This window comes from Streptomyces sp. NPDC089919 (assembly GCF_040684615.1).
GTDB lineage: Bacteria > Actinomycetota > Actinomycetes > Streptomycetales > Streptomycetaceae > Streptomyces.
Map to the genome: position 1 here is coordinate 44496 of NZ_JBFBGK010000051.1, position 11816 is coordinate 56311.

Annotated in this window: 10 protein-coding genes; 6 read left to right on the top strand and 4 right to left on the bottom strand. The window is 68.3% G+C overall.

Going from position 1 to position 11816, the window contains the following annotated elements; translation table 11 throughout:
- Positions 1-577: 577 nt before the first annotated feature.
- Together AB0O40_RS21080 and AB0O40_RS21085 are read left to right on the top strand one after the other, a co-directional pair.
- Positions 578-1519 (top strand): hypothetical protein, encoded by a 942-nt coding sequence (locus AB0O40_RS21080; RefSeq protein WP_365043647.1) that lies wholly within the window; start codon positions 578-580, stop codon positions 1517-1519.
- 945 nt (positions 1520-2464) lie between these two features.
- The gene (locus AB0O40_RS21085; RefSeq protein WP_365043649.1) at positions 2465-2638 is read left to right on the top strand and encodes a hypothetical protein; all 174 of its coding nucleotides are present in this window, start codon (positions 2465-2467) and stop codon (positions 2636-2638) included.
- A gap of 117 nt (positions 2639-2755) precedes the next feature.
- On the opposite strand, the gene AB0O40_RS21090 is transcribed toward AB0O40_RS21085, so the two are convergent.
- Both AB0O40_RS21090 and AB0O40_RS21095 read right to left on the bottom strand, forming a co-directional pair.
- Positions 2756-3082: a hypothetical protein gene (locus tag AB0O40_RS21090; protein ID WP_365043651.1), complete on the bottom strand. Its 327-nt coding sequence runs from the start codon at positions 3080-3082 to the stop codon at positions 2756-2758.
- A 151-nt stretch (positions 3083-3233) separates the two neighbouring features.
- Positions 3234-3563 (bottom strand): hypothetical protein, encoded by a 330-nt coding sequence (locus AB0O40_RS21095; protein WP_365043653.1) that lies wholly within the window; start codon positions 3561-3563, stop codon positions 3234-3236.
- A gap of 759 nt (positions 3564-4322) precedes the next feature.
- Between AB0O40_RS21095 and AB0O40_RS21100 the strand changes: the two genes are divergently transcribed.
- Positions 4323-6713 (top strand): UvrD-helicase domain-containing protein, encoded by a 2391-nt coding sequence (locus tag AB0O40_RS21100; protein ID WP_365043655.1) that lies wholly within the window; start codon positions 4323-4325, stop codon positions 6711-6713.
- A 309-nt stretch (positions 6714-7022) separates the two neighbouring features.
- On the opposite strand, the gene AB0O40_RS21105 is transcribed toward AB0O40_RS21100, so the two are convergent.
- Together AB0O40_RS21105 and AB0O40_RS21110 are read right to left on the bottom strand one after the other, a co-directional pair.
- The gene (locus AB0O40_RS21105) at positions 7023-7484 is read right to left on the bottom strand and encodes a hypothetical protein (protein WP_365043657.1); all 462 of its coding nucleotides are present in this window, start codon (positions 7482-7484) and stop codon (positions 7023-7025) included.
- Positions 7481-8515, bottom strand: coding sequence for a DUF6083 domain-containing protein (locus AB0O40_RS21110; RefSeq protein WP_365043668.1), 1035 nt, complete (start codon positions 8513-8515; stop codon positions 7481-7483). Before AB0O40_RS21110 ends, AB0O40_RS21105 begins: the two co-directional genes overlap by 4 nt.
- A gap of 404 nt (positions 8516-8919) precedes the next feature.
- Here AB0O40_RS21110 and AB0O40_RS21115 point away from each other — a divergent pair, with 404 nt between their 5' ends.
- The 3 genes from AB0O40_RS21115 to AB0O40_RS21125 all read left to right on the top strand — a co-directional run bounded on the left by AB0O40_RS21115 (position 8920) and on the right by AB0O40_RS21125 (position 11482).
- On the top strand, positions 8920-9180 hold the full coding sequence (locus tag AB0O40_RS21115; RefSeq protein WP_365043658.1) for a hypothetical protein: 261 nt from the start codon (positions 8920-8922) through the stop codon (positions 9178-9180).
- Positions 9177-9551 carry a PIN domain-containing protein gene (locus tag AB0O40_RS21120; RefSeq protein ID WP_365043660.1) on the top strand — a complete coding sequence of 125 codons (375 nt, stop codon included), beginning with the start codon at positions 9177-9179 and terminating at the stop codon, positions 9549-9551. The genes AB0O40_RS21115 and AB0O40_RS21120 overlap by 4 nt, the downstream gene beginning before the upstream one ends.
- A gap of 1241 nt (positions 9552-10792) precedes the next feature.
- A complete protein-coding gene (locus tag AB0O40_RS21125; RefSeq protein ID WP_365043662.1) occupies positions 10793-11482 on the top strand; it encodes a helix-turn-helix transcriptional regulator in 690 nt (229 codons plus the stop codon).
- The last annotated feature ends 334 nt before the right edge of the window (positions 11483-11816 follow it).

Consider the following 11816-nt stretch of genomic DNA (forward strand, 5'->3'; position numbering starts at 1 on the left):
GATCCCGGAGTCCCAGCGCCCGGTCATCTGGGAGGTCATGATCCCGGCGGAGTGGTGGAGCGCCGCGCAGCTGGCGGACGTCAACGAGCAGCGCGCGAACCTGGGGCGGCCTCCGATCACCCCGGAGATCCGTCCTGCCATCCCGGAGGCGCCGGCGAAGAAGGAGCGGGCGGACAAGGGCGTGAAGCGCCCCGGGAAGGCGGCCATGGCAGCCGCCCCAGGGACTTCAAGTCCCTGGGGCAAAACGGACACAGAGGAGGGGGACCCAGGGACTTCAAGTCCCTACCCCAGGGACTTGAAGTCCCTACCCCAGGGACTTGAAGTCCCTCAACCATCTAAGTCACCTTCTGAGTCACCATCCGAGAGCGACAACCCCTATGGATCGGCCGTAGGCCAAAGTGCGGGTGGTTTCGCGAGCGCGGGGGCGCGCGAAGGTGCGGGGGAGGAGACTCCGGCTGCGCCGGGCGGCTGCGCCGCGACCGAGCAGGGAGAAGAAGCAACAGGGGGTGGCGCCACCTCGGACGCCGGTGGTGGGCGGCAGGTGAGGGGCCAGTTGGGACGGAGGGCTCCTCAGCCGGTGAGCGAGCTGGTGCCGGTGGCGGGCGAGGACGACGTGTACGCGATGCTCGACGCTCTGGGTGTCCTGAGCGCCCCGGCGTCTCGGATCAAGACGCTGCGGCGGGCGGTGCGGGAGTTCCTGGGGCATGACCCGGATCCGCGGCCGAGCGCCTTCACGATGTACCCCCGGCGGCCGGAGCACGCTGTCCTGCGGATCCACGGAGGCTGGGAGCGCGCCGGCGGTGCGTGGCGGTCCGAGGACGACTACGACGGCCCGGACCGGATCGTGCGCCCGGTCGGCTACCTGGCCCAGCTGCTGATCAAGCAGTCCGACTGCAAGCTGCCTCAGTGCGAGATGGGCGTGCACCTGGACACCGGGGCCGAGTGCCGGGCCTGCGGCTACCTGGAAGCCGAGCGGATCGGTCTGGCGATCTCGAAGCGGATGGCGGCGGAAGCCGGCGCCGAGCAGCAGCGCCTGGCCGTGGAGGCGCAGGAGCGGGTCGCGAAGGAGATCGTCGCGGTCTACGACCAGGCCGTGGCAGAGAACGAGCAGCGGGACCGCGTGCGGGCGGCGGCCTCGGCCCGGGCCGAGGAGAAGGCCCGGGCGGCCGAGGCGCTGCGGCAGGAGTGCCCGGAGCTGACGGCCTTCGACTGGCCCGAGTGCCAGGGCACCGACGTCCCCGCGCCCCGCGACGGCGAGCTGGAGCCGCTCCGGGCCGCAGGGCGGGGGCGGCAGGCGGCGGAGGAGCAGCGGCTGCGCGCGGTCCTGGTCGCTGAAGGCCTGCGCGGTACCGAGCTCGAGGCAGAGGTGCGGATCCGGATGGCGGTGTGGAAGGAAGGACGCCGTCAGCGGGCCGAGGCCGCGGTGGCTGCGGACATCGCAGTCAAGGCTGCCCGCCCGGTGGGAGCTTGGCCGGCCGTTGACCATGACCGTCCACAGGCCCCCACTGCACCGTTCTAGCCGCTGTACGGCCCCCTGAGGGCCGCAGGGGGCGCGAGTTGGCCCCATTCGTTGCGCGGAGGTGTGAAAGGGGCTCAGTTGGCCGCCTGGGGCGTTTGGTTGCCGGTGGGGCGCACCGCCGGTGTGGGCGCGGCCCGGGGCTGCCTTACCCGGGCCGGCCCGCGGTTCTGGCAAGCCTGTCAATGGGCCGCTGCGGACGTCGGCATCGGGTCCGGCTTCCTGCAGACCCTCTGTAGGGAAGTAGTCGGCGTGGGCCAGACTGGTGCACGACTAGCTGACCTGCGCCTTTGCCTGCATGTCATAGATGGGCAAGGGGACCCGGAACGGAACTCGGTACGGAACTCGAAACGGGACCCCGAAAGGGACCCGAAAGAGGACTCGAAAGGGAACCGCCACGGAGCCCGGTACGGGTCTGTACTTCGCCCAGACCCCCTTGCAGGGGAGTAGTCGGATGGTAGCCACCCCCTTGACCACGTTGCCTGAACTGCGAAGACGCCACGGGTTGGGGGCGTCTGGGGGCAAGTTGAAGAGCAGCCTGGAGGGCGAGTTGTAGGGCAACTTGAAGAGCAAGTTGTAGGGCTAGTTGTGAGGCAAGGCCATCGGTGGGCCCCCTGCCCCACCCCTCCTCTTCCTGTGTGATGTCCATCACGCCGCATTGGTGTCATTTGGTGCATACGCCGCTGGCTTGCGGAGCTTGTTCCGGCTGTGATTCGAGTCCCAGCGACCGGCATCGATTCTTCCAAAGCAGCAGGTCAGACCGCTTTCTGAGGGTGGGTGAGGCGGAGCTTGCGGGGCTAACCCCCTCGGCGGTCAGAGTGCGGATCACTGAACACGTGCCACGCCTGGAGACCGTGTTCACCGCCGTGCCCGGGACGCAAGGGACGGGAGATCTCCACGATCCCCGTCCCTTGCCGCTCCGGCACCTGACCCTGAGGGGGAACCTCGATGTCCACGACCACCCAGCTCGTTGCCCTGCTGCTCGGCCTGATGGGCCTGGCCCTGTTCGGCGGCCTTGGCTACGTCGTCCACCGCCACCCGCGGCTCAGCGCTCCGCTCACGACCGCGCTCGCCGGCGTCGCGGTGTACGCCACGCTGGTCGGGGTGGTGCTCACCCGGTGAGTCCGGTTTGACCCTTGACGTCCCGATCTGGGGTCATGGTGTCAAGGAGAAGTCCGCGCAGGGTGCCGGCCGGGATAGCTTGGCCCCGGCCGGTCCGCGCGACGACCGGAAGCTGACCTACTCGGGCTCGGTGCTCTGGGTGAGGGGAGCGGCGAACCACGCGGAGGCGGAGTCGGCCGCGGCGGGGGCCGGCCCGGCCGGCCCTATCGCCTCCCGCAGGTGCGCGACGGTGGCCTCCGCTGCCGCCCGCAGTTGCTCGTCCTCGGACCGGCAGGCGGTGGCGTCGAGGAGAACGACCGCGGCCTGGAGCGCCCCGACAGGGATCTGAACGGTGGCGAGGGCGGCCAGGGTGGCCGAAGCCTGCTGGGCAGGCGACCCAGGGGGCTGGGGGATGAGCTGGGAGACGCCTCGGCCAAGGCCTCGGTCGCGCGTGGGTGCTGTCACCCGGGAAGTCTGCGGTGACGCTGCCCTGCAGCCCAAATCGGTGCGCCTCGACAGGGCGGGACCGGTGTAAGCAGGCCTGTTGGAGCTGAGCGACAGGAACAGGAGCCCGCACCTGAGCTAGACCGGCCGTTGGTCTTCCGTCGCACTCGTTTCACGGTTCAACGGGGTGGGGCGCCATGCCGAGCACCGCACCGGCCTTGCCTGATCGGATACGACCCGGGGGAGCGGTGGCGTCCGGCTGGGGGCCTGGGAAGAGCTGGTCGAGCCAGTCGTGGGCGGCCCGGGCGGCGCGGCGGATCATCTGCTCGTCGGCTCCGACGCGGGTGTGTACCCCGATGGTCCGGTTGATGCGGGTGTTGACCTCGCGGTGCGTGGCGCCGGTGGCCGCGACGATCTGGTGCACCATCGCGGTCAGTCGCCTGCGCGGCTCGGGCCCGGTGTCGATCTCACCGTCCCAGAACGCCTCTGGCTCCTGGTCCATCTCCGATTCGAAAGCCGCGCACCGGCCGCAGAAATCGAGGATGCCGTCGACTTCGGTTTGGCCGCAGGACAGGCACACGTAGCCGTCGCAGGTCGCGCAGAGGCTGGAGGCGCTGTCGGCTTCGCGGCCCCAGGCGCGTTCCTGGGAGATGCACTGGCCGGTGCACGGCCGTGGGACATAGCGTGCCGCGGGCGGTACTGGGGCCTGTTGGGCATGTTCTTCGCGCGAGGCCACCTCCGCTGCCCGGCGGGCGGACCAGTCGGCGTGCGCCCGAGCGCGGGCTTCCTGGCAGGCTGCCCATTCCGTCGGCGTGAGGTGGCCGGCGCACGCCACCACGGGAGCGGGAAGGTCGTCGTAGCGGGGCCACTCGGCGGCTTCCCGCCGGCATAAGCGCTGGGTCGACTTGGCTCGGCGGGTACACGTCGCCACCCCGCACCTCCCATCGATCACACAGCCGAGCATCCGCGCGGTGCCCGACGCCTCCCCTGCTGCGGCAGCGTAGAAACCGGTGCTGACAACTCATTCCAGAATCACAAAAAATTTGTTGTCTCGATTTCGCCGATAGGGGTGCATCACCCAAGCGTGAAAGAAGAGGAAACCGGCAGCACACAGGCCCGCTGAGCTGCCCTGCAGGCCCCTTCTCGCTTCGACCGAAATTGATTACCAAACGTATGAATGGATTGACGTCAGTCGTCACCGTAGGCATTCTCCGGGGCTGCGGTACATGAAGCCGCGCTTCCCAGAGAGGAACTCATGGCCATGGAGCCGACGAAGGAGCAGCAGGCTGCCCGTGAGGTGTTCGCCTCCGGCCGGGATCTGGCGCTGGTTGCCGGAGCGGGGACGGGCAAGACGTCCACGCTGATCCTGATGGGTGCCGCCACCCGCAAACGCGGACTGTACGTGGCGTTCAACCGGGCGATCGCCGACGACGCCCGCGCACGCTTCGGCCCGAACGTCGAGTGCCGTACCGCGCACTCCCTGGCCTTCCGAGCTGTCGGTCACCACTACCGCGACCGCCTGGACGCCTCGGCAAGGATCCCGGCCAAGCACACCGCCCGCCTACTCGGCATCACCCGCGACCTCGACGTGGGCTCCCGCCAGATCAAGCTCACGCACGCCGCACGCCTGGTGATGGGCATGGTCCGCAAGTTCTGCTACACCACCGAACGGCAGGTCATGGCCCGTCACATGGAGCCGGTCAACGGCCTCGACGGTCCCGGCCAGGACTTTCTCGCCCGCACGCTGCTGCCCTACGCACATCGTGCCTGGCAGGACATCTGCGCACCCGCAGGCCGGCTGCGGTTCGAGCACGACCACTACATGAAGCTGTGGGCGATGACCTCCCCGCGGCTCGGGGCGGACTTCGTCCTGCTGGACGAGGCCCAGGACACCAACCCGGTCCTGGAGGAAGTCTTCCTCGCCCAGGACGCGCAACGGGTGTGCGTCGGCGACCCCGCCCAGCAGATCTACGGCTGGCGCAACGCCCGCGATGTGATGACCGGCTTCCCGGCCGAGCAGCTGCGCCTGACCCAGTCCTTCCGCTTCGGACCGGCCATCGCCGCGGTGGCCAACCGGTGGCTGGGGCACGCTGAGTCGGAGATGCAGCTGACCGGCCACGGCCCCGCCTCCCGTGTCGGCAAGGTCACGCAGCCCGAAGCGGTGCTCTGCCGCGGCAACGTGGACGCGATGAGCGAAGTCCTCTCCTACCTGGAGCTCGGTATCCCGGTGGCGCTGACCGGCGGGGGCAGCGCGCTGCAGCGCATCGCCAAGGCCGCTCTCGAGCTCAAAGCAGGGCAGCGCACCAGCCACCCAGAGCTGTTCTTGTTCTCCTCCTGGGGCGAGGTGCAGGAGTACGCCGAACAGGACAAGGCCGGCCAGGACCTCAAAGCGATCGTCCAGCTGGTCGACACCTACGGCCCCGACCAAATCATCGCCGCGGTGGACCGCCTGTCTCCGGAGGAGAAGGCGCAAGTCACCGTCTCCACCGCACACAAGGCCAAGGGCCGGGAGTGGCCCTCGGTGCGCATCGGCAAGGGCTTCATGGCCCCGCAGGTGGACGACCACGGTCTCCAGCGTCCGCTGAACGCGAGCGAGGCCCGCCTGATCTACGTCGCCGTCACCCGCTCCCGCCACCTGCTGGACCCCGAAGGCATCGCCTGGATCGACGAGTACGAAAAGACCATGTCTGACGCCGGCCGAGACGGCACTGTGGCCGGACGGCCGATGATCGAGCTCAGTCTGACCGGGCAGCTGAAGTACGACTCCTCACCCGTCTCGCAGTTCATGGCCGCTCACCTGCCCTACAGCCAGAACCTGGTGGGTGACTACCTGACGCGTATCACCGGCCTTCCCCACCCGGTACAGCCGATCGACGTGCAGTACCCGAACTGGCCGGCCCTCGGACACGCCGTCGACTACCGCCTCCGCCTCAGCCTCGGCGGGCAGCTCGGACTGGCCGTCGTCGCCGGTGTCATGCTCCTGGACGGCACCAGAGCGCTGCGCGGCGCACCCGCCCATGCCTCTCGCAAGGCCCTGCACGCGGCGGGCCTGGAGCTGCTGGCCACCGTCGACACCTACCTCGCCGACCCCGGCACTATGGGCGAGGAAGCGCTCGTCCGGCTGTGCTTCGTGGCCGGCTTCTTCGAGGACATCGCCCGTACCGGTGAGATCCGCCGCTTCAGCCTGCTCAGCTCGGCTACCCCCGCCACGACGTTGGACGACCTGACCGCGGCCGCCCCCGAGTACGTCACCTGCGACATCGACCAGCAGATGCGGCTCGCGGAAGGTCCGTTCGCCGCCTTCCGAGCCTTGCCGCATAGGGCCCGCGTGTGCGGTCCGGTCTTCGCCGGCAGCAGCGACATCGGCGGCGCCGACGCCGACTACATCCTCGGCGGTCTCCTGCTGGACTGCAAAGCCACCAAGGACCCCCGCCGCCTGGGCCGCGAGGAGATCTACCAGCTCGCCGGATACCTTCTGCTCGACTACGACGACGAGTACGGCATCGATCAGGTCGGCCTGTACCTCTCCCGCCAAGGCGGCCTGATCACCTGGAACGCCGCAGACTTCCTGCAGCGGCTCGGCGCGAGCGCCCCCTTACCGCAACTGCGCGCCCAGCTGCGCCGGCACCTGCACGAGGCAGCCCGCCGCTGACTACCACGGCCGGCTTCTCCCACGCGGGCGACAGCCTCCAGCGGCTGAAGCCGGCTTGGCAGGGTCTGCGCGTGCTGATGCTCCACGAGGACGGAGGCCGTGTTGGACCCTGCGGCATCACAAGCAGGTCAGAGCTGCTGTCCGTGACGCGCCGGAGGAGGCCCCCTACGTTCTCCGCAAGCTCGGATACGAGGTGACGGTGCCGCCCGGGACCGGCGGGCCAGCGCAGGAGCCAAGCTGTACCTGCCCTGGCCCGCCGGCTGCGGTCCCAGACCCATGACCGACCACCGAATGCTGTGTGCCGTTGAGTTAGTCCGGTGCCTCGTCGGTGATGGCGGTAACGGTGGTGCGCGTACCGAAGGCGGCGCGCTGGGCGGCTTGCTGGGCCGCGAGTTCCTTCTGCCGCTGTGCCCAGGCTTCCGGGTCGGGGTGGCAGCGTGGGCATGGCGTCCTACGACCGTCGGCGTCGCTGACCATCCGGCCCGCCCGGTCGTGGTACTCACACTGCCCGCACCACGGTGGCATGGCGGGCTCCTTGCGCGGTGCTGGCGCGGACATGCCCACGATGGTGGAGACCGGGCCAGCCAATCGCGTCGGTTGCCGGCCGTCGTCCAAGGCCTCGGTGAAGGCAAACCATTCGGCCCCGTCGCCAAAGGGGGAAGGACCGAGGGTGAATTCCGAGACGTGGTGCCAGCCGTCGGCCAGGAGCACGGCCTTCACGTTGTTCGGAGTCATACCAAGTGACATCGTCGCCATCCCTTCCTTGATCATTTCTGGTCTTCCCCCTGCCCCTGCCAGCGGGCATGCACGGCACGGCGTCGGCGGTTCTTGGGCCGGCACTTCCAACACCACCACTTGCCGTCCACGACCTCTTCGCGTTCGACCGACCCGTCCTTGCCGTTGAGGCACCCCGCGCCCGCGCACCGGGTTCGTTTCGGCGCGCGGACCTGGTTCTGCTCCTGGCGGACGGCCTGCTTGGGCCGCTGGTCGGAGATGTGATCTTCATGCTGGAAGATCTTGAACCCGACGAGCTCGGGGGCGACGGCATCGGGGACGGTGCTGCCAGTCCAGTGAACGGAGCAGCGCTGCTTACGCCACCGCAGGGCTTCGTCGTAGTCGACGCCGTCCAGGCTGTAGACGAACATCGTCCGGCCGGCCCAGAGCGACTGCTGGCCAGCCCGACCCGGCGGCACCGGCACGTCAACCTGAATCCACGTCCCCTGGTAACTGCTGTGCACGTCGTAGACGGTGTCGTTGCAGCGCTCGCCAGCGCTGGCTGTGCTGGACACACACCGAATCGCGTCGACTTCATCGGGGGCCAGCCACAGGCGCCCGCAGTAGGCCAGCACATGCCGGGTTGCTCCCGGCTCGGCCACGACACGGCCGTCCTCCTCAGCGTCTTCCTCGGTGCCCACGGGAGTGGCGGAGAACCGACCGCTGTTCACAGCCTTCTTAGTACGCCAGGCGAAGGCTCGTCGGGCTCCGGCCAGCTCGGGGTCATCTGCATCGTCATGCTCGACCCCCGGGCACAACGTGGGGTGAGCGATCCAGCAGGACCGGCGGCCGGCATCCCCCACCCGCGCAATGCCGCCGTCCACGTGCCAGCGGGCCCGCACCGGTACCGATGCCGACGGGAACTCCCGAGGGACCAGAGGGATACGACCGCCCTCGGGCCGGTCGAACCACCAGATCGCGTGACCGCAGAAGCGGCACCGCTCCGTATTGGCGGCCCGTAGGCTCTTCGAGGCCTGGAACGGGTCCAACCGCAGAGCGCGCCCCGCGCTCTCGTCACGCTCGAACATCACGCGCGAGTTCTAGCGGCACCCGGCCGCCTTCCCCTTCCATACACCCGATCAGCGGCGCGCCCCGCACACGCGGTTGACTGCGACCGTGGCAGCGGGGTGAGCGGCAGCGAGGTGCTGGGCGTTGGCATGCCCTGCCCGATCCAGGTGGCCGGGACCGGCGGGTGAACCGCACGAAGGCCCGCATGGTCCAGCGCACCCGCGAGCCCCTGCCGCTCCCGGAGGTCTTCGCCCGGACTGCCGCCGATCACCATCGCACGGCTGCCGCGAACCTGGAGATCGCCCGCAGCACCGGGCCCGGAGGCCCTGTTCAGCCTCCCGATTGGTAGGGCCGAGGTCAGCGCCTGGCAGAACGGTGGGCCGGCCGGACTCCACTCGGTTTCTACCGGCGGTAGAATCCGGGTATGAGTGACAGCAAGCCCACGAGCATCAAGGCGACCGAAGCCACGCGTGACCGGCTGCGCCTGTTGGCCCAGGAGCGGGGCACCACGATCACCGAGCTCCTCGAGGAACTCGCCGCCAGCCGGCTGACCCGCGCCGAGCAGGAGCAGCGGGCACGGGCGGCGGCGGCCGAGCTCGGGCTGGAGTACACCGAGCAGGTCCAGCAGGCCGGGCGGTCCGCGTGGGAGAAGGTCCGCGCCCACCACAGCGGCACCGCCGCGTGAACCTGACCGCCGTCTTCGACCACACTGCCCTGGTCGCTCTGTACCAGGCCGATCCGTTCTTCACCGGCCTCTACATCGAGGCCTCTCGAGGCACGGGCCGGGTCCTGGTCCCCTCGCTGTCGGTGCTGGCGGCCGAGCGGGCGGTGCCGGGTGCCGGCTCCCACGCCGCCCGTCTGCGGTTCGCCGAGCACGTCTCCTTCACCGCGGACCACGCGCTGGACGCCGCAGCCTGGCCCGGAACCGACTGGCCCGCCGCGCACCCGGCGGCCGTTGCCTGGCAGGCCGCGAAAAGCGGGGAGGCCTTCACTGTGCTCTCCCTGACGCCGGAGGCGTACGAAGGCACCGGCATCTCCCCCCTCGACCCCCGCTAGCTGGAGTCAGCGGCTCTACCACGTGAGGCCGGTCCGCAGGCGGCCTGCGGCGACGAGACTGCCCCAGCGTGCTCGGGTCGGCACTTCTCCGCTCAGCCATCGGACCGCGGAGGGCGCCGGCGGCGCACCGGCTGCCGCGCGGCCAGGATGCGGGTGGTGGGCGCTCTCGGCCCGGGACCGGATCGCCGCCGAAGGCCTGCCGCTGGTGGATGGCTTCCTGGCGCCCAGTTGGCGGGCGGGACAGCTCGGCCTGGTGGAGGCGGGGCTTGTTCTGCGGTCGTTGAGCGGGGTGGCCGCGTTGGCCTCCAACCGGCCCCCGGCCAGGCTTGTGGTCGCTGTCCGAAGAAGTTCGCCGGCAGGCCGCCTGGAAGCCGGCACCGACGTCTCACCCTGACCGGCACCGCGGTGGCCCGGGTGATGGAGTGGCACCCCGGTGGTGGGATCCGCTGCATGGTGCTGGCGGATAGGTCCCGGACGGCGAGCTGACGGCGGGGATCGCACGAACACAACTCGATGACACTGGGCAGATCGCGACGAACTTGAAGTTGGGGGCCGCTGATGCGGCCCCCAACGAGGGCCGTCTGCGCCAACAGGCGACCTGCCATCCGCGCGGGGCAGCGTCCGGGGTAAGACGGGGGTGCCCAGAGGCAAGATGGGGACAATCGCCCGCAGCATGGCACATATCTTGGTTGCCAGAGCGCCGAAGGCGCCAGCCCAACATCCCAAAAGTGCACGGTTTCTGAAAAACAGCCGCTTGAACTGGTCTGTTCTACGCGCGACTTCCGTTTTTTGGTTACAATTATTTCATCAAAAGTGAACGCAGGTTGCAAAAAGAGCCCAATATTCTTTGATTGGTGTCTACGAGTATTGGACAGCGGTTCCACGAGTGGGCGAGCATGTTGCCGCGTCTTCATTCAGCGCCAACTGAGTGAGTCGCAAGGGGTAATGCGGCTAGAAGGCCGCATCGAATGATTGGGGTGCCCAGGTGTTCCAAAGCATTGTGCTGTCTCCGTCGCACGTAGAGCTGGGGATCGACTATTACACCGGTAAATCGAGGATCGCCGTTGTAATCATTCTGATCGTCTTTGCTTGGCTCGCCAAGGTAGACGTATCCATCTCGCTCCCCGCAGTTTCTGCCGGCGCGCTGTCCGCAAGCCTCTGCTGCCGGCACTAGCCAAATAGGGGGTGGGTACCGCCTGGTGCCCACCCCATTTTGGAGGGGGAGACCGATGTCACGGCCTATGAAGCCGATTTCTACCAAGAGTCACCCTACTTGGCAGTTTGCTTTTGCGCTGCGCGAACTGCGCGCATCTGCTGGTAACCCCACGCTGGCCAGGATTGCTGAAGAGACGGGTGTCTCGATTTCCTCGCTATCCCAGGCGTTGGGGGGCGATCGTGCGCCGACTTGGAGGGTAACGGTTGCGGTCGTCGGTACCTGTGGTGGGGATGAAACGACCTGGCGGGTGCTGTGGGAGGAACTTCAGAGAAATATTCGCAAGCCTGTGGAGCTTCCGCCCGGAGGAGATGATGAAGGTAGGAATCTCAGCCCAGAGCAACGAAGAGAAGCCGCTTGGCCCCGGGTGTGGGACAGGTGGAAGAGAACAGGAATCATCACGCCCCCGCTCCGCGCCCATAGCGAACTTGATCTAATTATGGCGCTGCGCTGCCTGAGGGAATTCAGGTCAATGTCTTTGAGGGACCTTGGGCGGGCTAGTAATTATGCTCATTCGACATTTGGGCTTGTCTTGTCTGGTGGCAAGCCCGTCACGACCCAATTTTTGGGGGCATTCCTTGAAGCCTGCCGGGTGCATACACAGGGGGAGTGGATTGCGTGGCTCCAACTGTTGGCGGCTGCAGTGCCGAAACAAAAGACAAGTGCTGAAGTCGCTATGATGCGCAAGATGGGCTATGTGCCGCGGCGCCAGAAGTAGCCTTCTGAAGGTTTTCTTTCCACTCAAGAACCGAGAGTATCGTGCGACGCAATTTCACCGACGGACAAAAAGTGATGGGGCGTCAGTAGAATGTCGAGCGCTCGGGTAGGGACTTGACACCGTCGGGTGTTCGCTGGCGCGTCCACCTCGCGATCCTCGCCCACGACGGCTACGGCTGTTACTGGTGTGCCCAGTCGATTCCGAGGTGGGCGAGGGCCGCCAACTGTGCGGGGGGGAGTCGGTTGCGGCGTTGTCGCGTGTTGGCGAGCCAGACGCCGGTGCGGTGTTCAGTGCCGTCTGGGAGCCGGACGACCGTGTTGCGGCCGGGTAGGCT

Excerpts from the sequence above, each read along its gene's own strand:
- AB0O40_RS21085 (WP_365043649.1), top strand. The coding sequence starts at position 2,465 with ATGTCCACGACCACCCAGCTCGTTGCCCTGCTGCTCGGCCTGATGGGC.
- AB0O40_RS21095 (WP_365043653.1), bottom strand. The coding sequence starts at position 3,563 with ATGGACCAGGAGCCAGAGGCGTTCTGGGACGGTGAGATCGACACCGGG.
- AB0O40_RS21100 (WP_365043655.1), top strand. The coding sequence starts at position 4,323 with ATGGAGCCGACGAAGGAGCAGCAGGCTGCCCGTGAGGTGTTCGCCTCC.
- AB0O40_RS21105 (WP_365043657.1), bottom strand. The coding sequence starts at position 7,484 with ATGATCAAGGAAGGGATGGCGACGATGTCACTTGGTATGACTCCGAAC.
- AB0O40_RS21110 (WP_365043668.1), bottom strand. The coding sequence starts at position 8,515 with ATGTTCGAGCGTGACGAGAGCGCGGGGCGCGCTCTGCGGTTGGACCCG.
- AB0O40_RS21115 (WP_365043658.1), top strand. The coding sequence starts at position 8,920 with ATGAGTGACAGCAAGCCCACGAGCATCAAGGCGACCGAAGCCACGCGT.
- AB0O40_RS21125 (WP_365043662.1), top strand. The coding sequence starts at position 10,793 with ATGAAGCCGATTTCTACCAAGAGTCACCCTACTTGGCAGTTTGCTTTT.